This is a genomic window from Exiguobacterium sp. SH4S7 (assembly GCF_004336795.1).
Lineage (GTDB): Bacteria > Bacillota > Bacilli > Exiguobacteriales > Exiguobacteriaceae > Exiguobacterium > Exiguobacterium aurantiacum_A.
In genome coordinates this window covers 62,372-84,922 of the sequence record NZ_SJUT01000005.1, presented here as the reverse complement: position 1 = coordinate 84,922, position 22,551 = coordinate 62,372, and the positions used below count along the sequence as shown (strand labels likewise).

The following is a 22,551-nucleotide window of genomic DNA, read 5'->3' as shown; positions in this document are numbered from 1 at the left end:
GAAAAATAGAAGATTGTTTGAAATGTCACATACTTTTGTGATCAGGGTGCTCACGCTACTGTATAATAAAGCCATAAATGAAACGTACGAGACATTCCAGGCACGAATGAATTGTGGAGGGAGCAGACGAATATGTCTACGAAATGTGGGACGACCGAACCGAACAGCTTTATCTTTTCAGCGGAGACGAAACAGTTATTGCTCGAAATGATGACACCTCAAGACTACCCGAAGGCTAGCATCGTCTGTTGGGAAGGTGAGAAGTGTGATAAATTCTTTTATTTGAAGAGCGGATCTGTCAAATTCACGAAGATCACGAAAAAAGGGAATCCAATCGTCATGTTCTTATATGGCGCCGACGATTTTTTTGGTGAGTTTGATATCGTCGACACGTTCCCGAGTTCTTACAGCATCGAGACGACGGAAGAAAGTGTCATTGGCGTTATTTCAAAGAAAGACATCGAGACTATCATGCAGCAAGACGCCAAATTTGCCGGTGACGTGTTGCGCTGGACGTCGATGATGCGTAAACATTCAGAGATGAAACTGCGTGATTTGCTATTGTACGGAAAGCCGGGAGCGCTCGCATCGACGTTGCTTCGGATGGCGGCCATGCACGGTGTGGAGGAAGATGACGCGGTCGTCATCTCACGACATCCTTCCGATGGGGAGCTCGGTCAACTGATCGGGGCACCGCGTGAGACCGTCAACCGGATGATGAACCAGTGGCGAAAAGAAGGCGTCCTGACAACGACGGGAAACTCGATCGTCTTGCATGATATCGATTTCTTAAAAGAGCTGTGCCATTGCGAAGGCTGTCCGGCCGGGATTTGCCGATTATAACGAGGAACCGTCTCTTAGAGAGGCGGTTTTTTTGTCGTCTTGATTTGGCTAATTGTGAATTTTATGTGTGGAAACTACGCAAAATTGATGTGATTGTCACTTTTGAAGTGATAAAAGTCACATATTAAGTCGGGGTGAATTTCATACAATGAAAGAGGAAATTATAGCGAAAGGGGTCCTTCACGTGGATAAGAACGGTGGACAAGAACCGAATCTGAAAGGCACGTTTACATCGGTCATGATCGTCGCGGGTGTCATCATCGCCATGTGGTCGTCGGTCTTTTATTTATTTGTTACACGATAACGTCAAAAGGAGAAAACAAACATGCATATTCATAAGCTTGAAAAATATTGGTTGATCTTTGGCATCGTTCTATTAGGCGTGTTTTTGACAGTGCTCGGCATTTCGGCGTTTGCGGCCGGCAACCAGCCCGCATCGGACGCTGATTTGATCGACCCGGCGAAAGTGCATCAGACGGCGCCGTTCGATAAACCTGGACTTAATAAAATTGGTGATAACGAGTATGAACTCGTCATGGTCGCGCAGGCGTTCACGTTCACACCGGGTAACGTTGAAATCCCGAAAGGTGCGAAAGTGACGTTTCTCGTCACGTCACCGGACGTCGTCCACGGTTTCCAGTTGACGGGGACACCGGTCAACATGATGGTCGTGCCGGGGCATATCAACTCGCTCACGTATACGTTTGAAGAAACAGGCGAATTTTTAATTCTCTGTAACGAATATTGCGGGACGGGCCATCACATGATGGCGACAAAAATTAAGGTGGTGGACTAAATGAACGACGTAGCCTCAAAACTGAAACAGTGGGAAATGGAGCGCGGTGTGCCGGTGCCGAGCATCGGTGTGAAAGAAGCGCGCCTCGCCTATGCCCACGTTGTCGTCTCGGTACTCGCCGTCTTGATTGGAGCGATCGCGGGACTCATGCAGACGCTCATCCGTACAGGAATCATTCCGGAAGTATTCGGTTACTATCAATTGTTGACGGCCCACGGTATCATGCTTGGTCTCGTCTTTACGACGATGTTTATCATCGGCTTACTTTACGCGCTGCTCGCCAAGTCGTTCGGACGGTTTGAATCGTTCCCGACACGTGTCGCTTGGCTCGGTTTTTGGATGATCATCGCCGGGGCGGTACTCGTGACGATCATGGTGCTCGCCAATAAAGCGACTGTACTTTACACGTTCTACGCTCCGCTCATGGCCGACCCGATCTTCTATGTCGGTCTCGTTCTCTTCGTCGTCGGTACATGGTTCTCGGCGTTCGCGATGTTCCGCATGTATGCGGACTATAAACGGGAACACCCTGGCGTCCATCCGCCACTCCCAGCGTACATGAGTATCATGACGATGTTGCTATGGGTCATCGCGACACTCGGTGTTGCCGGGACGATTTTGTTCCAACTGCTCCCGCTCTCGCTCGGATGGAAAGACACGGTCGGGATTGAACTGAGCCGGACGTTGTTCTGGTACTTCGGTCACCCGCTCGTTTACTTCTGGCTCATGCCGGCCTATATCGTCTGGTATACGGTCGTGCCGAAAGTCATCGGTGGGAAGATCTTCTCGGACGCGCTCGCGCGGATGGCGTTCTTGTTATTCCTCTTGTTCTCGTTCCCGGTCGGTTTCCACCACCAGTTGACAGAGCCGGGGATTGATCCGTTTTGGAAGTTCGTCCAAGTCATCTTGACGTTCCTCGTCGTCATTCCGTCGTTCATGACGGCGTTCTCGCTGTTCGCGACGTTCGAGCTGCGGGGACGCGCTCTCGGAGCACGCGGTCTGTTCGGTTGGGTCAAAAAGATGCCGTACGGCGATGTGCGTTTCCTCGCCCCGTTCGTCGGGATGTTGTTCTTCATTCCGGCTGGTGCCGGCGGTATCATCAACGCGTCGCACCAATTGAACGCGATGGTCCACAACACGCTTTGGGTCACCGGTCACTTCCATATCACGGTCGGAACGGCCGTCGCCTTGACGTTCTTTGGAACTGCCTATTGGCTCGTACCGGTACTACGCGGACGTACACTCACGAAATCAATGAACCGTCTCGGTTTGATTCAGACGGGGACGTGGGCGTTCGGGATGTCGATCATGTCGTATGCGATGCACATCTCAGGCCTTCAAGGTAACCCGCGTCGGACCGGTCCGGCGACGTATTTCTCAGACGCGTTGACGCGTGAATGGATCCCGTACCATATGGCGATGGCAATCGGCGGGACGATCCTTCTCGTCTCGGTGCTCATCTTCGTATATTCGATGTTCAACTTGTCATTCCTCGCACCAAAAGGTGAGGAAGAGTTCCCACTCGCAGAAACGGAAGAGGCGGCAATGGAGACGCCACGGTTCTTTGAGAACTGGAAGCTCTGGATCACGGTCACGTTCGTCTTGATCGCATTCGCCTACACGGTTCCGATTTGGCACTTGATTGAAAGCGCGCCTCCGGGAGCGAAAGGTTGGGTGCTCTGGTAAACTGAAGTCAGCCTCTAGAGCTGACTTTTTTGATTTGGGGGAGAACGTATGGAGACGTTACAGGAAGTGATTCGTGAAGCATACGCTAACCGTGTCCACGACCGGCCGTTCATCGTCGCGATCGACGGCTTGAGCGGGGCCGGGAAGACGACGCTCGTCGAACAATTGAGTGGTATCGCGCCGAACGAACTGCTTCTACATATTGATGACTTCATCGTCGAACGGCATCGGCGCTATGAGACGGGGCAGCCTGAGGCGGTGGAATACTATGCGCTCCAATGGGACGTCGATCTGCTCGTGAAGATGTTGTTCGAGCCGTTGTCCCGAGGTGAGACGCGTCTGACGTTGCCATACTACGAGCGAGACGAGGACGCGATTGTCATGCGGACGATCGATGTGGCTCCGAATGCGCTCGTGTTGATTGAAGGCATCTTCTTATTGCGGGACGAGTGGCGGTCGTATTTCGACTACATCGTTTATCTTGACTGTCCACGCGAGACGCGTTACGAGCGTGTGCTAAATCGCGATACGTATATCGGCGATTTAGCGGCACGGCTCGCCAAATATGAGCGCCGCTACTGGCCGGGTGAAGCGAACTACATCAAGACGGTCAATCCAGTGATACGAGCCGACTATATCGTCCGCTCATCAAACTGACGCATCCTAATCAATGAGGATGCGTCTTTTGTTTTGGATTGTTTTGGGAAATTATTATTGACAGTCAAGTGTATTACGGTAATAATACAGTCAGATAGTGTATTAGTCGCATCATACACTTAGAGAGGTGACAACATGATCATTCAATTTAACACGAGGTCTCCCGTCTACATCCAAGTCGTCGACTACTTCAAAAAGAAGATGGCGCTAGGCGAGTTGAAGGCGGGCGAAGAGATGCCGTCGCGGCGAGAGCTCGCGACCGAACTGAAAATCAATCCGAACACCGTCCAAAAGGCGTTCAAGGAAATGGAGGAACAGCAATTGATCACGACCGAACGCAATCGTCCAAGTCGGGTGACGACGGACGACCACGTATTAAAACGAATTCGGACCGAACTCGTCGATGAGGCGGTCGCTGTCTTCGTCGAATCGATTCAAGAGCTCGACGTCACGATGGACGAGCTCGTCAGCAAAATCAAACGGCAATACGGGGAGGGGAATCTCGATGATCGAGGTACTGGGAGTTAAGAAGCGTTACCGCAAAAAACAAGTCATCGAAGATGTGTCGTTCACGGCCAACAAAGGCGAGATCACATGCCTCATCGGTCTGAACGGGACCGGCAAGTCGACGATTTTAAAAGGCATCATGGGGCTGACCCCGTTTGACCAAGGCAACGTTTTGATTGACGGCAAGCCGATCGATTTGAACAACGTCGCGTTCGTACCGGACCATTCGACGTTTCCGATCCACTTTTCGATCGAGCAGTGCGAAGCGTTCATGCGCGATTTTTATCCGAAGTTCGACACGAAGTTGTTCGCTAGACTCGTCGACGAGTTCAAACTGTTTCCAGAAGACAAGTTGAGTGAACTGTCGAAAGGGACGCTCGCCAAGGTCAATTTGGCGCTCGGCATCGCCCAAGACCCGGACTACTTGCTGCTCGACGAACCGTTCTCAGGTATCGATGTGTTTTCAAAAGAGCAAATCGTCGAGCTGTTTTCGAGTGACATCATGGAAGACCGCGGTGTCTTGATCACGACGCACGAGATTGACGACATCGAGTATTTGGTCGACAAGGCCGTCATGTTGAACCGAGGACGGATCGTCCGTGAATTCGACGTCGAGGACGTCCGCTTCATTCACGGGAAATCGATCGTCGACGTCATGAGAGAGGAGTATGGGGCATGAATTTGTTAAGACTACTCGGATGGGAAGTCGAGCGGGCGACGAAACCGTATCTCATCTTGATCACGCTTCTCGTCGTCACCCAATTTGCTTGGCTCGGCTTCTTCTTATGGAGCGAGACGAATATGTATGAAAAACTGCGTCGCACTGGGACACCTGATTATGTATTATCGTTTGGAAACTATATCGGCGGGACGGCATATATTTTGTCGATTGGATTGGCGATTGCGGCGATGCTACTTTATAGCTTTTGGATTTGGTATCGCGATTTCCAAGGACGCGGCATGTTCATGATGCGCTTATTGATGATGCCGCAACAACGGATGCTCGTCTTCGGGGCAAAATTCGCAACGATGCTGTTGATGATTCTCGGTTTGTTTGCCGTCCAATGGATCGCGCTCAAGCTCCAGTACATAGCGTTCACGGGTTGGTTCGATTCGCAGATGGTACCGATACGTGGCTCGTTCGAGCAGGCTGTCTCTTATGATGGCATGCTGTCTGTCATGTATCCGATGTCAATCGTGAATTTCATCATTCACCAAGCGTTGATTGGGCTCGTTGTTTTATTCATTTTCACGTTCGTGTTGGTGGAACGGAGTCTATGGCAACGGACGATGTGGGCGCCGGTGATTGCCACTGTTTCATTGGGAGCCATCATTGTGCTTCCGGCCATCGGTTTCGGCTTCATCGGAAACGGGCTCTTTATGGATGAATCGTTGCTCGTCGCCGGGATCGGTTTGGCGGCTTGGTTTATCGGGTTGGTTTGGATCAGTCGTCGCTACTTGACGAAGAAACTAAGTGTGTGAGGTGAGTATATGAAACGAATATGGAATGTGGCTGCGCTCGGTGCGGTAATCGTCCTCGGACTCGGGACGTTCGTCATCGACATGAACAAGACGGAAGCGGAGTGGGAGTTAACTGTCAAAACGAATCCTGATGTATGGGCCGACCAGACGATCGATGTGTTTTATGAGACGGAGAACGAGACGAGTGAACGATTCGAAGTGACGACAGAACGTAGTCGGATCGCGACGAATATGAACTATATCGAAGAAGCGATTCATTATCGAGACACACTCGATCCTTCGTTGCGCGGCTTCTATCGCCAGATGAAAGAATTGAACTTTGCCCAATCGATTCGCACGGATGAAGGATATGTCGGCCTCGGACAAAACGGAAATCAGGAAATTGTCTTATTCAAGTCTACGGATGGTGAGACTGTGACGAGTGAGACGTTTAAGGCGCCGGCCGATGTGATGGAGGGCTCGTGGGCTGGTCTGTTCGTTCACGACGGGGACGTTCATTTAATTTTCCGCAGTGGTTATGAGGCGGAATCAAAAACAAAACTTGCCGTGCTTAAGGAAGGAACAAACGAGATAACGATCAAAGATCTCGATCTCGACAACGACTTCGTTTCCGAAGTGCTCGGGACGTCTTGGTTTTATGACCGCAATATGATGCCGATCTCGACCGGTAATCGGTTTATCCCAGTTCGAGTTGGGGCGTATGAATCCTTCACAGAGAACGGGGAGACCCATTCTACCGAAACAAATCGTCCAGGACTGTTCGCTTATGACATCGAAACGAATAAAGTCGTCCAACTCGCTTCAAAAGCCGAAGAGTCAAACTTGACCGTACATGATAACGAGTTGATGGCGGTGCAACTAGACGGATCCGAAATCGTCGTCGATTTGATGACAGGAAAACCGTCGACACGCCAAGTCATCGATGGTTCAGTTGGCACAACTACCTATGTCGGAAACCAACTGTACCACGTCCGTCCGACGAAAGACGGAGCCGTCATCGACGTATACGAGGACGGGAAAGAAGTCTCGAGCGCCGCGGTGAACGCGACGAACGAGGAAGCGAAGTTATTGCTCGATGGCGCCCAATTTTATGTGAGATAAAAAATAACCGAGAGGCGGCTGCCTCTCGGTTATTTCGTTGGTTTCGGGATGATGACCCCTTCTTCTAAATCAAGCAACATATCGATCAGTTCCGCGCAAAACTCAGGGAATTGATCGAGGAACGCACCTGGACCGACCTCATCCATGAAGTCGATGTACAGATCTGCTACGTTGCCAGCCATCTTCGCTGGAAGTGCGAGGAAGGCCGACCCGAAGCGCCAGCTGCCACGGATGTCGAGCAGCTTGCCGAGCATGACGTCGCCTGGTTCGCGTACTTCCGGTAGCATTACCTTGTACGTCTCTTTCGTCTCCCAATCACGTAAGCCGTCTTCGGTCACTTCAAACACAGAGCACCGGGGGACGGCGAGACCGCGCAAGGCATGATAGAGAGCAGGTGACATGTCAGCTTTGTGGTCCGCCAAATAGCGGCCGTGCGGTGTCATCCCGTCCTCATCCGTCTCAAAGAAGACGGCCCAATCGATGAACAAATCGCGGAACAGTTCGGCGTCTTTCAAGTGCCACGTGCCTTCCGAAGCGATCTCTTGGATATAGTTCGTCCACTGCGTGCTGCGTGCGAGTGCCGCTTGCTCGTATAACTTTTTCAGTTCGGCCAGCAATTCGGACTCTTCGACGAGCAAAGGGAAGGGAATTACTTTCCGGTCTTTTTTCATCGCCGTGGTCCTCGCTTGTCTGCAGGACGTTTGACGACCGGCGGTTTGTCTTCGATCCGTTTCTCGATGACTTCGCCACGGTAAATCTCAAGCTCTTTCAATTCGACACCGAGCTGGCGGGCGAACGATTTCAAGTGCGTCAAATCTTCCGGTGTCACGATCGACAGGACCGTCCCGGCCGCGCTACCGCGAGCGGTCCGTCCTGAGCGGTGGATGAAGTCATCGGTCGATTCAGGTAAATCGAAATGGACGACGTGCGTCACTTCATCGATGTCGAGTCCGCGCGCTGCGAGACCCGTCGTGATGAGGAGCGGATATTCGCCTTTACGGAATTCGCGGAGCGTCTCGACGCGGGCACGTTTCCCTTTCAAGCTATCGAGCATACGGTAGTTCACTTTCATCTTATCGAGCTCACCTTTGAGCGGCGGTAAGAACGAGCGGTTGTTGATGAAGGCGAGCACTTTGACACCGTCGACGTGTGATAGGCGACGAAGCAATTCTGGCTTATAGCGACGTGTCGTCAACATATAGCCGTACGTCACTTGAGCACTGACAGTCCGTTCGACCTTCACGTGAACCGGTTCTTTCAAGAACGGGGCAGCCCAGGCTTGGAGCGTATCCGTCAACGTCGCCGAAACGAGTGAGATTTGATGCTCGTGCGCCGTATGGTTGATGATGCGCTCAGCCGCTTCCGTCAATCCGCTGTCGATGATTTGATCGGCTTCATCGAGCACGATCGTATGCGTTTCGTGCAGTTTAAGTTTTTTCTTCTCGATCAATTCAACGAGACGTCCTGGTGTCCCGACGATCAAATGCGGTTTTTTCTTCAAGCGATCGATTTGGCGCTTCAGTTCGACGCCGCCGATGAACGAGGCAATCCGGACGTCACCTTTTTCGGTGAAACGTTGCGCCACCGTTTGGATCTGCATGACGAGTTCGCGCGTCGGTGCGACGATGACGACTTGGATCCGGTCGTTCGAGGCATCGATTTTTTCAATAGCGGGTAAAAGATAAGCGAGTGTCTTACCTGTCCCTGTTGGTGCTTCGATTGTGACGTCTTTTCCTTCTAAAAGGGGCGGGAACGCTTCCGCTTGGACCGGCATCGGTTCGTTAAAGCCAAGGCGTTCCCAGGCTTCGTTAATGAATGGTTTTGTAAAGTTCATATCAGTTCTCCTTATCGTTGGGCAAAAACAAAGGAAGCATAAGCGCTCCCTGGTTCAAATATAGCGAACATGTTCAGTGTCTTGGTCAATCGATGAACGGAGTGTCTGTGTGTACACTTGCCCGTCCTCGACGAGTTTGATGTGCACGTCGATGTGCTCAGGCGAGGCTTCGACACCTTCGACCGTGAAGCCTTGATACACGCGGTATTCCAATTCCTTAAGCAATTTTGCATAGGCGTTTAGTTCTGGATACGTCGTCGCGACGTCGATTGGGCGCGACACGAGTGCGACCATTAAATGGTCACGGAAATCGATGAAATCCTCATTCTCGATATCGTCATCAAAGCGAATCCAAAAGCCTTTTTCTTCAAATTCTGTGATAAATCCGTCGCGCTTGTCTCCAGCCTCTTCGACTTTAAGGGAGATGCGGTCACCGGCTTTTAAGTTATGCTCGGCTGTTAATGGTTCATACGTCATGGGAAGAACCCCTTCCTCTTCTACAATGTTCTGCTTCCATTGTGCTCGATATAAGGCAAAAATTCAAGTTCTATCCCGAACCTGTGAGTTAAGTCACTACAAAAACTGTATGATTTTTCACAACTACTTAAAGATAATACAGAATTCACAAGAACGTGAACGAATAGGGATTCGTCTGTTTCTATGTAAGTTGAAAAACTACTATAACAGATAAAATAGCGCTTACAAAAACGGCGTAACACCAATGTTCATGAGATTGTTACAACTTTCACAAGAATGTAAAACATATTGTTCACGTTTTCACGTACACTCATATTATAAGGAATCAGGCAGTTATCTCAACTATGAGGAGTGACCATAATGGCAACTGAAATTAAATCAGCCTGGTCAGGATTTGTTCCTGGACAGTGGACGAACGAAGTGAATGTCGGTGAATTTATCCGCTTGAACCGCCACGAGTATACAGGGGATGACCGTTTCTTAGTCGGACCGACAGAGGCGACGAATCGTCTTTGGGGACAAGTGATGGAATTGACGAAAGAAGAACGGGAACGCGGGGGCGTTTGGGATGTCGATCAAAACACGCCGTCGACAATCATCTCACACGGACCTGGGTACTTAAATAAAGACCTTGAAAAAGTCGTCGGTGTCCAAACGGACGAACCGTTCAAACGCTCGATTCATCCGAACGGCGGCATTCGCATGGTCGACGCCGCGCTCGAGTCATACGGCTTCGAACCAAATCCTGAAATCACAAAAATCTATTCAGACATTCGTAAAACACACAACCAAGGTGTTTTCGATGCCTACACACCAGAGATGCGGGCGGCACGTAAGTCAGGGATCATCACAGGTCTCCCAGACGCATACGGACGTGGCCGGATCATCGGTGACTACCGTCGCGTTGCCTTGTACGGTTTAGATTTCTTGATTGCCGAGCGTAAAAAAGATTTGGCGAACAATGGCGGTTTCCTCTCGGAAGCAGACATTCGGACGCGGGAAGAGATGTCTGAACAGCTTCGTGCCCTTCAAGAATTGAAACAACTCGGCGCTGCTTACGGATTCGACCTCGGTCGCCCGGCTGAAACGACGCAAGAAGCCTATCAATGGGTATATCTCGCTTACCTTGCAGCTGTCAAAGAACAAAACGGTGCGGCGATGTCTCTCGGACGCGTATCGACATTCCTTGACGTGTACGCTGAGCGTGACATGGCGGCAGGCCGTTTGACAGAGTCAGACGTCCAAGAAATCGTCGATCACTTCATCATGAAACTCCGCATCGTCAAATTCTTGCGGACGCCTGACTATAACGAATTGTTCTCTGGAGATCCAACGTGGGTCACGGAATCAATCGGTGGGATGAGTGAGGATGGCCGTTCGAACGTCACGAAGAGCTCGTTCCGTTTCCTTCACTCGCTCACAAACCTCGGCCCGGCACCAGAACCGAACTTGACGGTGCTTTGGTCGACGAAATTACCGGAAGGATTCAAACAATATTGCGCGAAGATGTCAATTGAGACGTCGGCGATCCAATACGAGAACGACGACCTCATGCTTCCAGAGTTTGGTGACGATTACGGCATCGCCTGCTGTGTGTCACCGATGAAAATCGGCAAACAGATGCAGTTCTTCGGTGCCCGTGCCAATATGGCGAAAGCACTCCTCTACAGCATGAACGGTGGACGCGATGAGAAGAGCGGCGAACAAATCGCTCCGGCTTGGGACATGAACACAGAAGACGTCCTCACGTACGACAAAGTGTACGCTGACTTCGACCGGACGCTCGACTGGCTCGCGGAGCTTTACGTCAACACACTCAACGTCATTCACTTCATGCATGATAAATATGCGTACGAACGGATTGAAATGGCGCTCCACGACCCTGAAATCTTACGGACGATGGCTTGTGGTATCGCTGGCCTTTCGGTGACGGCGGACAGCTTGTCAGCAATCAAATATGCGACGGTCAAACCGGTCCGGAATGAATTCGGCATCGCTGTCGACTTTGAAACAGAAGGCGACTTCCCGAAATTCGGAAACAACGATGACCGTGTCGACGCGATTGCTGTCGAACTCGTAGAATTGTTCATGGAAAAAGTCCGGAAACACAAAACGTATCGCGACGCGCTTCATACGCAATCGGTCTTGACGATCACGTCGAACGTCGTCTACGGCAAGAAAACAGGTAATACACCGGACGGCCGTCGTGCTGGTGAGCCGTTCGCACCGGGTGCGAACCCGATGCACGGCCGCGATACGAAAGGAGCGGCAGCGTCGCTCTCGTCAGTCGCTAAACTTCCGTTCGAACACGCGCAAGACGGTATCTCATACACGTTCTCGATCGTACCGAAAGCACTCGGTAAAGAAGACGTCGCACGTGAACTTAACTTGGCGGCACTTCTTGACGGCTATATGGGTGGCGAGCACAAAGGTCACCACTTGAACGTCAACGTCTTCAACCGTGAGACGTTGCTCGACGCCATGGAACATCCAGAAGAGTATCCGCAGCTCACGATCCGCGTATCAGGTTACGCCGTCAACTTCATCAAGTTGACACGCGAGCAACAGATCGACGTCATCAACCGGACGTTCCACGGTTCATTGTAAGTAAAGGCTTGGCGGCCTTCGCTTGAAGGCCGCTCATTCGTTAGGAGGTCATCTCGATGACAATGGGATATGTACACTCGGTCGAATCGTTTGGAACCGTTGACGGCCCGGGAATTCGTTTTATCGTCTTTTTGCAAGGTTGTGCGCTTCGCTGCTTGTATTGCCACAACGCTGATACGTGGGATTTTAAAAAGAATAACCATCGTTCGGCCGAGGACGTCATTCAAGAAGCGCTCAGCTATCGTCCGTTCATGGAAGCATCAAAAGGCGGCATCACAATTTCAGGGGGCGATCCGCTCGCACAACCAGAGTTTTTAGAAGCGCTGTTGCGTGAAGCGAAAAAACACGGGCTCCACACGACGCTCGATACGTCGGGTGCACTCCGTCCCCCTAACCTTGACGCCATCTTAGACCACACCGACCTCGTCTTGCTCGATATTAAACATATCGATGACGACATGTGCAAGAAACTGACAGGACGGAGCAACGCCAACACGCTCGCGCTTGCTGAACACTTATCCGAGCGCGGAACGAAAATGTGGATTCGCCACGTCCTTGTCCCGGAATGGACGCTTGATGAAGGGGCGCTCCGGCGCACGGCGGCGTTCATTCAAAAACTCGACCACGTCGAGAAAGTCGAAATCTTGCCGTATCACGAGATGGGCGTCTATAAATGGGAGGCGCTCGGCCTCGACTATCCGTTAAAAGGCATCAAACCACCGACGACGGAAGAAGTCGAGTGGGCGGAAGGGATCTTACAAGGTACAGTCTAAAAAACTGCGCAGACCGTTATGGTCTGCGCAATTTTTCGTGTTATAGCCGCTTATCACGTACGTGGCGGCGAATGGCGTCCTCGTCGAGCGGACGGTTGGCGACACCGGTCTCGACAGCAGTCTTCGCGACGGCGATCGCGACGGCCGGTGCGACCCGCTCGTCGAACGGGCTCGGGATGACGATGCCGTTCGCGAGGTCGTCCTCTGTCAACAAGTCGGCGATCGCATGGACGGCCGCTTCTTTCATCTCTTCGTTGATCTCTGACGCCCGGACGTCGAGCGCCCCACGGAAAATACCGGGGAAGGCGAGGACGTTGTTCACTTGGTTGGCGAAGTCCGAGCGACCGGTCGCGACGATGCGGGCATCAGCGGAAGTCGCGAGATCCGGCATAATCTCCGGCACCGGGTTCGCGAGGGCGAAGATGATCGAATCTGTGGCCATCGAGCGGACCATGTCCTCGGTGACGGCGCCTGCGGCCGAGACACCGATGAAGACGTCGGCCCCCTCGAGCACGTCTGAGAGTGTGCCGACGTGGAGCTTCCGGTTCGTCGCCTTGGCGATCTGGTCTTTGAACGGGTTCATGCCGTCGGCGCGTCCTTCATAGATCGCACCTTTCGTATCACAGATGACGAGATCCTCTACGCCGAAGCGCTTGAGCAGCTTGGCGATGGCGATTCCGGCGGCCCCGGCTCCGTTCATGACGACACGCAGTTCAGGCATCGCTTTGTCGACTAAACGGAGTGCATTGACGAGGCCGGCCAAGACGACGATGGCCGTCCCGTGTTGATCGTCATGGAAGACCGGGATCGGGAGCGTCTGCTTCAACCGGGCCTCGATCTCAAAACATTCGGGTGCCTTGATGTCTTCTAAGTTGACGGCGCCGAACGTCGGGGCGAGCAGTTCGACCGTCCGCACGATCTCATCGACGTTGTGTGTGTCTAAACAAATCGGGAACGCATCGACCCCGGCGAAACTTTTGAACAGGACGGCCTTGCCTTCCATGACCGGCAACGCCGCTTCCGGACCGATGTTGCCGAGCCCGAGTACGGCGCTTCCGTCCGAGACGACGGCGACCGTGTTGGCGCGCAACGTATATTCATAGGACAGCTCTTTATTTTCAGCGATGCGGCGGCACGGTTCGGCGACGCCCGGTGAGTAGGCGAGGCTGAGCGCTTCTGTCGTGTCGACGTCGACTTTTGGTGTCGTTTCCAATTTACCGTGGTGCAAAGCATGCATCTCGAGTGCGCGTTCGTTCAATGTTTTCATAACTCTCTCCCTGTGTGCGTACGATTTTTTGTCTGTCACAATCGACTACATTGTATCGAAGAAACCGCTTACTTTCGAGCGTTTTACCTGCTATGGACGCAATTATTTCTGAACGATTGTTCATATATGTAGAATTGGTCTTAACATTTGGTGCTAATCATAAACGAAAACAAAAAGAGTCGCGGATATTCCGCAACTCCTTTGATTTCATGCTCTTGTTTTGCGCTGTTTCTTTTCTGCTAGTCGTGCCGCTTCGGCTTGGCGTTTTTCAGCGTAACGCAGCTCGCGTTCGAGTTTGACGTAACTCGCATACCGTTTTTTATCGAGCGCACCGGTCGCAATCGCGTCGCGAACGGCACAACCGGGTTCGGCTTGATGCGAGCAGTCACGGAACCGGCATCGTTCTGACAACTCCTCGATATCGCTGAACGTGTCGTCGAGATGATCGGCGCCGTCCCAAAGACCGAACTCACGCATGCCGGGCGTGTCGATGATGAAGAAGTCGTCGACGCGGAACAGTTCGCGGTGCGTCGTCGTATGCTTACCGCGCTCGTCGCTTTCGCGGACGGCTTGCGTCTCGGCGAGTGTTTTCCCGGCAAGCGCGTTTGTCAGCGTCGATTTCCCGACGCCGGACGAACCGACTAGGACGAGCGTGCTCCCGCTCGGCAGTGAAGTTCGCAATGCCTCGACCCCGTCGCCGGTGATCGAGCTGACCGGGAAGACATCAATGCCTGGCGTCGTCAGTTGGATGTCTTGAACGAGTGGGGCCACATCAGTTACTTGATCAGCCTTCGTTAAGACGATAAGCGGTATCGCCCCCGTCTCCCAGGCGGCGAGCGAGTAACGCTCGAGCCGGCGCAGGTTGAAGTCGTGACCGACCGCCATCGTGATTAAAATATAGTCGACGTTCGCGCAGATCAGTTGTTCGCGCGTCTCGTTGCCGGCGGCTGTCCGTGAAAGAACAGTCCGTCGTTCAAGGAGACGTCGAACCGTACCTTGACCGTGCTCGCGAATCGTGAACTCGACGAAGTCGCCGATGACCGGATAGTCGCGCTCGCTCATCGCCTCGTGGCGAAATTTGCCCGATATCCCGCATGTGAAAGCAGCGTCCTCTGTCGTTACCGTGTACATATGTTGGAACTGTGCTGTGACGCGTCCCGTTGTTGTGTGATCCAAATCGAATCCTCCTTTTAGTTGTGGAGGACAACTGCCCTCCTGTTGGCTGACAAGGTGTATACGGCTGTTTGTAAGGTGCTCATAAAACATCATCCTTTCATTGTTCGATACATTCACTGTACCACATTTTCTGATAACGCTATCATCTCAGTCTACAGACCGAGGGAAAACAAGCCTTCCGCTCGTCGCCATCTTTTAAATGGCGTATTATGATAAGAGTGTACTTAATGAGGAGGGATGACAGATGAATCGCCAAGTGAAGCAAGTGTTGTTCATCGTGGCGGCAATCTCTCTAGTTCTCGTCCTAATCGGCTTTTTACCAAATATGATCATGTTTGGTTTGGGGGCGCTCTTAGCACTTTGGGCTGGAGTCAGATTCATGGCCGTGACGCATGTCGGCGCAAAAATCGGTTACGGCTTACTCGCCGTGATCGGGATCATCACGATTTTGTCGAATATTTGGGCGTTAATCGGAATTGTGGTGGCATGGATGTTGTTTAAAGGGTATATGATGTATGCCAACCAAAAGCGGGACGTTGAGATTTTAAATGCGGACGGGTCGCGTGCTAGTCGTAGCAGCTTCCAATCGTTCGATCAAGTCTGGCAAAAGTTTGTAAACCGTCGCTAAGTTTTTAGAAGGAGGATTTTATGATGAAGACACCATTTGATCAGTTTCGTGATTTAGCTAACGAGTTGACGAAAGAATTTTCAAAAGAAATGAAAAAGTATCAAGAAAAAGAGGCGCCACGCTCGAGTGGGGAAGCCGAATTAAACCGCCACATCCGCGGTGCTGAAAAAGAGGCGTTGTCGGTCGAACGTCTCGTCGAGCGTCAGAAGGCGTTGCTCGGCGAACTCGCGACGAAGCGTGACGATGCCAAATTGATGGCTGACAAGCGCTACGAACAGACAGAGCTCGCGAAACAAGCCGGCGAAGAGAAGTTGGCTGAACGCGCTGCTCTCGAGTCAAAACATTACGGTGAACAGTATCGCTACTTCGAAGGCTTGCTAGACGAAGGCGGTCGTGAACTTGACGCCCTTGAGCGCCGTGCCCTCGAGATGCGCCTCAAACTCGACGAGATGCAAAACAAACGTTACGAGTTCGCGATGCGTGAGAACCTTGATTTGTTGAAAGGTGCGCTCGATCAAATCTTCGGAGCGGACACATCGAAGTCGCATCCGTTCACAGAAGAAGAGAAGAAAGACGCAACGAAGGAAGAACCTGCGGCCGAAGAAAAAACCGACGCGGCGGACGAAGATGATTTCGAAGCAAAATTAAAAGAACTTGAGCGTCGCTTTAAACAAGACTGACGCACTGGTTCAGCGATGGTCCAGAGTATTTTCGGGCCATCGCTTCTTTGCTTCATTGTACATATCGTTAGGGAGGGGGAAGCAGAGTGGAACGTTGGAACACACGCCAAATTATCGGCTTCATGATTATTTTATTTGCCATCGGACTATTTATCGACATCGTGACGGGTGGGAACAGCGTCCTCTTCAGCATGATTGTGCCGCTCTTATTGCTTTATATCGGGCGTCGCTTCAGCCGGAAAGGAAATCAGCCGGTCAGTTATATCTTTTACGGGATCGGTGGTGTGATGCTCGTCGGACTCATCTTTTCTTCGGCCGCGTTCGGGTTCGTCTTATCAGGATTATTGCTCATGTTCGGGTACCGTTTGTATAAAAATCGACCGCTTGAGTCGAATCGGTTCCGGTCGCACATTCGTCAAGAACAGGCGTTTTCGTTCGGGACGAAAGAGTCGGGCCATTACGTCTTGCAAGACACGAATGAATTCTTTTTGCTACGCGACGTCGAGATGGATTTATCGCGCGCCATCATTCCGGAAGGGGAGACGTTCTTGCTCTTGAACGGACTCGCCGGGGATATCCGTATCCTCATCCCGGCCGGTTACGATTACTCGATCGACGCCTCAATCGGTTTCGGCAAGATCCAAGTCGATGAATCGAATTATTCACCGGTGTTCAACCGCCGTTTTTATACGGCGTCTGATGAGTACCAAGCGGCGACGCGAAAAGTCCGGATTCATATCGTGCTCATGAGCGGAAGCGTCGAGGTGATGACCGTATGAAGAAAGATTCTTACCCAAGGACGGTCGTCTGGCACCAGTTATTCAGCAGTCTACTGACGGCGTTATTCGTGACGATTGCATTTCTAATAGGTGACTCGACTTCACTCCGAGATTTATTTACACGTGAAGAAGGGTTGCCTTTCGGTGTGTCTATCGTTGTCATCGCCGTTTTGATCGGCAGCATATTCGGAGTTGGGTCTTACTTTTACTTGCGCCGGGATTTCCGTGAAGTGGCGATTGCCCTATGGAAGCTCGAGAATCAAAAAGAGATCACGTTCCGGCCGTTATCGCCGTATCGCGACACGCTGGAACGGATTGTCCGTATCAGCAAACAACGTACGGAGATGATCGAGGTCGCCAAACGGGTCGGCGATCGGCCGGTCAGTGTCGAAGAGGCACGAAGCGAGGCGGTCGTCGAAGAACGTCGTCGTGTCGCCCGTGAGCTGCACGACTCGGTCAGTCAACAGCTATACGCGATCTCGATGATGACGACAGCGGTCAAGCAGACGATCGAATCGAAACCGGAACTCGCCGCTAAACAGATCGGTCAAGTCGAAGTCATGGCACAGACCGCCCAGGCCGAGATGCGTTCGCTCTTGTTGCAGCTTCGTCCCGTCGAGTTAGAAGGGATGACCTTGAAGACGGGGATTGAACGTCTGTTAGAAGAACTGTCCCGCAAACAATCGACCGAGCTCATCTGGCGTCTCGAGGAAGTGAAATTGTCACGCCATACGGAAAATGAGTTGTTCCGCATCGTTCAAGAAGCGATCAGCAATACGCTCAGGCATGCCAAAGCGAAGCGGCTCGAAATTGAAATGCGGACCGTCCAACAGACGGTCATCTTGAAAATAAATGACGACGGGATCGGTTTTAATGTCGAGGATACACAAGTCGCCTCATATGGCTTACAATCGATAAGAGAGAGAACGGCCGAAGTCGGCGGGACGTTACGTCTCGTCAGCGTGCCTGGAGTCGGTACACAAATCGAAGTGCGTGTGAAACAACAAGTGGAGGGGTTAGAATGATTCGAGTCGTATTGATTGATGATCATGAAATGGTCCGGGCCGGTGTCTCGGCATTTCTGTCGACACAGCCGGACATTGAAGTAGTCGGGGAAGCGTCGGACGGGGCGACCGGAGCGGAACTCGCCATCGCTGAAAAACCGGACGTCGTCTTGATGGACCTCGTGATGGAACCTGTGGACGGAGTCGAGTCGACGAAGCGTATTAAAGCGAGCTGGAAAGATGCGAAAATCTTAGTCGTGACGAGCTTTTTGGACGATGAAAAAGTGTATCCGGTCATCGAGGCCGGTGCGATGAGTTACGTCTTGAAGACGGCAAATGCGAATGAAATCGCCGACGCGATCCGTCAGACGGCAGCCGGTAATCCGGTCATGGCCGCACAAGTGACCGGCAAGATGCTCGAACGTCTGCGGCACCCGGAGACGACCCTTCATGAAAGTTTGACGGCGCGAGAACGCGAGATTTTGCAACTGATGGCCGAAGGCAAGGCGAACCAAGTCATCGCCGATGAATTATATATTTCATTGAAGACGGTGAAGACGCACGTCTCGAACATTTTGACGAAGCTTGACGTCTATGACCGGACGCAAGCGGTCGTCTATGCGTTTCAACATAATTTAGTGGACAAATAATCACTCGGACGGGGGAAACGGGATGATTCCAACGATTGAAACGGAACGACTGCAGTTACGACAGTTACAACCGACCGATGCGGAGCGTCTATTCACGATTTTTTCAAACGTCGACGTGTTGCGCCATTATGGGATGGAGCCGCATCAATCGCTTGAACAGACGGAACAAATGCTATTCGGGATGCTAGAAGGGATTGCCGACGGATCGATCATGCGTTGGGGCATTATGAGGAAAGGTCATCCCGAGTTGATGGGGACGATCGGATTCCACAATCGCGCCCCGCGCCATCGACGTGCCGAGATCGGTTATGAGATCCATCCGCGCTATTGGCGGAACGGCTACGCGACAGAGGCATTGCAGGCGGCATTGACGTTTGCTGCGTGTTCCGCAGACATCGAGCGAGTCGGGGCTATCGTCTATCCTGAAAATATCCCTTCGCAGCAACTGTTAGAACGCAACGGTTTCATTCGTGAAGGAACGCTGCGCCACTATATGCGCCAAGGCAATCAAACATACGACGTGTACGTATACGGCTACATAGCGAAAAAAGACGGACCACAATGTTAAATTGTGATCCGTCTTTTTTTATTTTTTCTGAGCTTGAATTTGTTCATCGATTTCAGACAAGTACTCCCAGCGCTCCATTTTTTCTTCGAGTGTTTGCTTGAGGGTACTGATTTCAGCGTAAAGATCGTTCACTTTTCCGAGATCGCTACCGGCATCGGCGAGTCGCGCTTCTGCAGCTTCGATTTTCTGTTCGGTTGTAGCGATCTCTTCCTCGATCGTCTCCCACTCTTTTTGTTCTTTAAAAGTGAACTTGACGACGTCGGCTTTGGCGCGTTCTTTCTTGTCTTTCGGTTCTTTTTTAAGTTGCCGTGCCTCGTCTTGAAGCTCGGCCAGATAGTCGCTATATTCGGCGTGGTAGACGTTGATCGTCCCCTCTTCGAAGGCGATCAGTTGCTCGGCGATACGGTCAAGGAAGTAACGGTCGTGACTGACGGCGATGACGGTTCCTGGGAACGACTCTAAGTAGTCCTCTAAAACCGACAACGTTTCCGTATCGAGATCGTTCGTCGGCTCATCTAAGAACAAGACGTTCGGCTCATCCATCAAAATCCGCAACAACACAAGGCGCCGTTTCTCGCCACCGGAAAGTTTACTGATCGGTTTATATTGGGCGTCCGGTGTGAACAAGAAACGCTCGAGCATTTGACCGGCGGTGATCGTCTCGCCGTCCGGTGTGTAGATGACTTGGGCGATCCGTTCGATCTCGTCGATGACCCGTCGCGTCGTATCGTCAAATTCGACTTGTTGACCGTAGTAACCGATGTGAACCGTCTCACCGTGGACGACCGTGCCTGACGTCGGTTCGATGCGACCGGCGAGCAAGTTCATGAGCGTCGTCTTGCCGCTCCCGTTCGGTCCAACGATGCCGTACCGTTCCCGGCGTCCGAACAGCCAGCTGAAATCGTGAATGAGCGGCGTGTCCGCATACTGGAACGACAACTGTTCGACTTCGATGACTTTTTTTCCGAGCCGGCGTGAACCGACCGATACGTCGAGCGCATCGTCTTCGGCGAGTGCCTCTTGCTGCTTTAAGCCCTCGACACGTTGAATCCGGGCTTTCTGTTTCGTCGTCCGGGCTTTGGCACCGCGGCGCAGCCAAGCGAGCTCGCGTCGCAAGATGTTTTGCCGCTTTTGTTCCATCGACTGGGAGCGGGCTTTGCGTTCGGCTCGCTTCTCGAGAAACAGTTCATAGTTCCCGTCATAAAAGTAAGACGTGCCGTCGGCAATCTCGAGAATATGGTTCGTCACCCGGTTCAAGAAATAACGGTCGTGGGTGATGAGCAAGATCGCGCCTCGATAGTCCGCGAGAACCGTCTCGAGCCAAGCGATCGTATCGGCGTCAAGTTCGTTCGTCGGCTCGTCGAGTAAGAGCAAATCGGCTTCGTCGAGCAAGGCCGCAGCGAGCGCGACCCGTTTTTGTTGGCCCCCGGAGAGGGAGCTGATCTCGGCCGACACGTCAGGTAACCCGAGCCGATTCAAGATCGACTTCAGCTTCGCTTCCGTTTCCCAAGCATCAGCGGCATCGACCGCTTGCTGTGCTTTCATGAAACGTTCGAGCCATTGCTCGCTCGATGGGTTCGCCTCGAGTGCCTGGCGAGCGAGCTCGTATTGTTTTAACGCCATGACGGATGGAGTGTTGCTCGTGAACAAGGCGTCTAAAATGGTCTGACCGGGAGCGAAATCAACGGTTTGCGTCAAATAACGAATCCGATAGTCGTTCGGATGTTGCATCGTGCCTTTGTCTGCTGTTTCGACGCCGGCAATGATTTTTAAGAACGTCGATTTCCCAGAACCGTTGACGCCGATGACGCCAATCCGGTTACCGGGATGAATCGTCATCGTGACGTCGTCAAACAAGACTTTATCGGCGAACTCTTTACGGATGCCTTCGATTGTTAATAAACTCATTTGGAACCTCCTTCAACGACTTGGCGAATCATCGCTTCTACTTTCGCTGTCAATTCTTTATTCGAGACGTCAGCCGGGTCGATGGCCGGTAAAAACGTCACATCGACGATACCCGGTCTAATCCGGTTTTTCATTTCGAGCAGGTGATAGCTGCCGTTGATCGCCACCGGAACGATTTTTGCTCCGCTCGACGTGGCGAGCGTCAGGCTGCCGGCTTTAAACTCTTTCATCGGCCCGCCTTTTGAACGAGTGCCTTCCGGGAAGATGATGATGGACTGTCCGGATTGGATCGTCTCGACACCGGCGCGGATCGCTTTGACGGATTGGCGGCGGTCACTGCGATCGATAAAGATACAACCCATCAATTCCATCCAACCCGCGATCATCGGAATTTTTTTGACTTCGATTTTTGAGATGAACGCTTTCGGATGGTTCGTCGCCGTGATCATGATCGGGATGTCGAAGTTTCCTTGGTGGTTAGCGACGTAGACGACCGGTTCGTTCGGAATATGTTCTTGTCCGTGCACACGGACTCGGGCTCCGGCCACTTTCAATAAGAAGCTGGCCCAGTTGTAGGCGATTTTTTGAACGTAATCGTATCGTGCCGGTACGTCGAGTCGTTTTGCTTTCGGATAAAACGGAAGCAAGACGGGCAAGACGGCGAAGAACGAGAAAAACCAAATGGCGGTGCGTAACATAGTATCAATCTCCTTTTCAAAATAGAGCCAAACAGCAAGAAAGAGTCTTCTTCTCACACAGAGAATCTGACTCTTAGACATGAATCTTTATTCCCAGAAGCGAGAATCGGTTTCCTCTTCTTCTTCCTCGAGTTCGAACGTAATTCGTTTATTCACCGGGTCAACGACAAAGTAGGCACCGTCTTGCTCGATGCTCTTAAACTGCATCACGTGATCACTGCCAATTTCTAAGGTGAGGCGGATTCGATTGTCGTCATCGACGAGCAAAATGCCGTCTTCTTTCAGCCACAGCTCCATGACGGGTGAATAGCGTAACAGCCATTCGTTCGATAAAGGGATTTCATTCATTCGTGTTTGTGCCTCCTACGGTCCAAGTCCGTTGTGCTCTTCTATCTAGAATAGAATACCAAAAGTGGCGTGGGAACACGAG

At 51.9% G+C, this 22,551-nt stretch carries 25 protein-coding genes; 17 read left to right on the top strand and 8 right to left on the bottom strand.

The features are described from left to right. Positions 1-132: 132 nt before the first annotated feature. The 9 genes from EVJ29_RS10560 to EVJ29_RS10520 all read left to right on the top strand — a co-directional run bounded on the left by EVJ29_RS10560 (position 133) and on the right by EVJ29_RS10520 (position 7,072). Positions 133-843 (top strand): Crp/Fnr family transcriptional regulator, encoded by a 711-nt coding sequence (locus EVJ29_RS10560; protein WP_070328897.1) that lies wholly within the window; start codon positions 133-135, stop codon positions 841-843. 184 nt (positions 844-1,027) lie between these two features. Further along, entirely contained in the window at positions 1,028-1,147 is a 120-nt protein-coding gene (locus EVJ29_RS10555; protein WP_233589685.1) for a cytochrome c oxidase subunit 2A, read from the top strand. A 21-nt stretch (positions 1,148-1,168) separates the two neighbouring features. Continuing rightward, on the top strand, positions 1,169-1,639 hold the full coding sequence (locus EVJ29_RS10550) for a cytochrome c oxidase subunit II (protein WP_070328898.1): 471 nt from the start codon (positions 1,169-1,171) through the stop codon (positions 1,637-1,639). Further along, positions 1,640-3,325 carry a b(o/a)3-type cytochrome-c oxidase subunit 1 gene (locus EVJ29_RS10545; protein ID WP_070328899.1) on the top strand — a complete coding sequence of 562 codons (1,686 nt, stop codon included), beginning with the start codon at positions 1,640-1,642 and terminating at the stop codon, positions 3,323-3,325. Positions 3,326-3,373: 48 nt separating this feature from the next. After that, on the top strand, positions 3,374-3,982 hold the full coding sequence (locus EVJ29_RS10540) for a kinase (RefSeq protein ID WP_131505089.1): 609 nt from the start codon (positions 3,374-3,376) through the stop codon (positions 3,980-3,982). 135 nt (positions 3,983-4,117) lie between these two features. Next, positions 4,118-4,510 (top strand): GntR family transcriptional regulator, encoded by a 393-nt coding sequence (locus EVJ29_RS10535; protein WP_070328901.1) that lies wholly within the window; start codon positions 4,118-4,120, stop codon positions 4,508-4,510. After that, positions 4,488-5,168 (top strand): ATP-binding cassette domain-containing protein, encoded by a 681-nt coding sequence (locus tag EVJ29_RS10530; RefSeq protein ID WP_131441121.1) that lies wholly within the window; start codon positions 4,488-4,490, stop codon positions 5,166-5,168. Before EVJ29_RS10535 ends, EVJ29_RS10530 begins: the two co-directional genes overlap by 23 nt. After that, positions 5,165-5,971 (top strand): hypothetical protein, encoded by an 807-nt coding sequence (locus EVJ29_RS10525; RefSeq protein ID WP_131465693.1) that lies wholly within the window; start codon positions 5,165-5,167, stop codon positions 5,969-5,971. Before EVJ29_RS10530 ends, EVJ29_RS10525 begins: the two co-directional genes overlap by 4 nt. Positions 5,972-5,980: 9 nt before the next feature. Continuing rightward, on the top strand, positions 5,981-7,072 hold the full coding sequence (locus EVJ29_RS10520; RefSeq protein ID WP_131465691.1) for a hypothetical protein: 1,092 nt from the start codon (positions 5,981-5,983) through the stop codon (positions 7,070-7,072). A gap of 29 nt (positions 7,073-7,101) precedes the next feature. Here EVJ29_RS10520 and EVJ29_RS10515 read toward each other — a convergent pair whose 3' ends face one another. Genes EVJ29_RS10515 through EVJ29_RS10505 form a run of 3 tightly spaced genes read right to left on the bottom strand, consistent with a single transcriptional unit; the run spans position 7,102 to position 9,383 of the window. Continuing rightward, positions 7,102-7,743, bottom strand: coding sequence for a hypothetical protein (locus tag EVJ29_RS10515; RefSeq protein WP_070328905.1), 642 nt, complete (start codon positions 7,741-7,743; stop codon positions 7,102-7,104). Beyond that, on the bottom strand, positions 7,740-8,906 hold the full coding sequence (locus EVJ29_RS10510; RefSeq protein ID WP_070328906.1) for a DEAD/DEAH box helicase: 1,167 nt from the start codon (positions 8,904-8,906) through the stop codon (positions 7,740-7,742). Before EVJ29_RS10510 ends, EVJ29_RS10515 begins: the two co-directional genes overlap by 4 nt. Before the next feature lie 54 nt (positions 8,907-8,960). Beyond that, the gene (locus EVJ29_RS10505) at positions 8,961-9,383 is read right to left on the bottom strand and encodes a hypothetical protein (RefSeq protein WP_070328907.1); all 423 of its coding nucleotides are present in this window, start codon (positions 9,381-9,383) and stop codon (positions 8,961-8,963) included. 360 nt (positions 9,384-9,743) lie between these two features. Between EVJ29_RS10505 and pflB the strand changes: the two genes are divergently transcribed. Continuing rightward, positions 9,744-11,990 (top strand): formate C-acetyltransferase, encoded by a 2,247-nt coding sequence (pflB, locus tag EVJ29_RS10500; protein WP_131490640.1) that lies wholly within the window; start codon positions 9,744-9,746, stop codon positions 11,988-11,990. 56 nt (positions 11,991-12,046) lie between these two features. After that, positions 12,047-12,763, top strand: a complete 717-nt coding sequence (gene pflA / locus EVJ29_RS10495) for a pyruvate formate-lyase-activating protein (protein ID WP_070328909.1) — start codon at positions 12,047-12,049, stop codon at positions 12,761-12,763. A 40-nt stretch (positions 12,764-12,803) separates the two neighbouring features. Here the strand turns inward: pflA and EVJ29_RS10490 are convergent, their stop codons facing one another. Further along, a complete protein-coding gene (locus tag EVJ29_RS10490; RefSeq protein ID WP_131505088.1) occupies positions 12,804-14,030 on the bottom strand; it encodes an NAD(P)-dependent malic enzyme in 1,227 nt (408 codons plus the stop codon). 207 nt (positions 14,031-14,237) lie between these two features. Next, complete coding sequence (gene rsgA / locus EVJ29_RS10485; protein ID WP_236633511.1) at positions 14,238-15,206, bottom strand: ribosome small subunit-dependent GTPase A; 969 nt, start codon at positions 15,204-15,206, stop codon at positions 14,238-14,240. A 244-nt stretch (positions 15,207-15,450) separates the two neighbouring features. Here rsgA and EVJ29_RS10480 point away from each other — a divergent pair, with 244 nt between their 5' ends. From EVJ29_RS10480 to EVJ29_RS10455, 6 genes are all read left to right on the top strand, one after another. After that, entirely contained in the window at positions 15,451-15,834 is a 384-nt protein-coding gene (locus tag EVJ29_RS10480) for a lmo0954 family membrane protein (protein ID WP_016508398.1), read from the top strand. 23 nt (positions 15,835-15,857) lie between these two features. Next, on the top strand, positions 15,858-16,514 hold the full coding sequence (locus EVJ29_RS10475) for a PspA/IM30 family protein (protein ID WP_071399150.1): 657 nt from the start codon (positions 15,858-15,860) through the stop codon (positions 16,512-16,514). An 86-nt stretch (positions 16,515-16,600) separates the two neighbouring features. Next, positions 16,601-17,293, top strand: a complete 693-nt coding sequence (liaF, locus tag EVJ29_RS10470; protein WP_070328912.1) for a cell wall-active antibiotics response protein LiaF — start codon at positions 16,601-16,603, stop codon at positions 17,291-17,293. Then, positions 17,290-18,318, top strand: a complete 1,029-nt coding sequence (locus EVJ29_RS10465) for a sensor histidine kinase (RefSeq protein ID WP_016508424.1) — start codon at positions 17,290-17,292, stop codon at positions 18,316-18,318. The genes liaF and EVJ29_RS10465 overlap by 4 nt, the downstream gene beginning before the upstream one ends. After that, complete coding sequence (locus EVJ29_RS10460) at positions 18,315-18,947, top strand: response regulator (protein WP_070328913.1); 633 nt, start codon at positions 18,315-18,317, stop codon at positions 18,945-18,947. Before EVJ29_RS10465 ends, EVJ29_RS10460 begins: the two co-directional genes overlap by 4 nt. Positions 18,948-18,969: 22 nt before the next feature. Beyond that, positions 18,970-19,515 carry a GNAT family N-acetyltransferase gene (locus tag EVJ29_RS10455; protein ID WP_131505087.1) on the top strand — a complete coding sequence of 182 codons (546 nt, stop codon included), beginning with the start codon at positions 18,970-18,972 and terminating at the stop codon, positions 19,513-19,515. Between the two features lie 18 nt (positions 19,516-19,533). Here the strand turns inward: EVJ29_RS10455 and EVJ29_RS10450 are convergent, their stop codons facing one another. The 3 genes from EVJ29_RS10450 to EVJ29_RS10440 form a co-directional block, all read right to left on the bottom strand. Further along, on the bottom strand, positions 19,534-21,423 hold the full coding sequence (locus EVJ29_RS10450; RefSeq protein WP_131465683.1) for an ABC-F family ATP-binding cassette domain-containing protein: 1,890 nt from the start codon (positions 21,421-21,423) through the stop codon (positions 19,534-19,536). Beyond that, the gene (locus tag EVJ29_RS10445) at positions 21,420-22,121 is read right to left on the bottom strand and encodes a lysophospholipid acyltransferase family protein (RefSeq protein ID WP_070328916.1); all 702 of its coding nucleotides are present in this window, start codon (positions 22,119-22,121) and stop codon (positions 21,420-21,422) included. Before EVJ29_RS10445 ends, EVJ29_RS10450 begins: the two co-directional genes overlap by 4 nt. An 87-nt stretch (positions 22,122-22,208) precedes the next feature. Further along, positions 22,209-22,469, bottom strand: a complete 261-nt coding sequence (locus EVJ29_RS10440; RefSeq protein ID WP_016508370.1) for a hypothetical protein — start codon at positions 22,467-22,469, stop codon at positions 22,209-22,211. Positions 22,470-22,551: the final 82 nt, after the last annotated feature.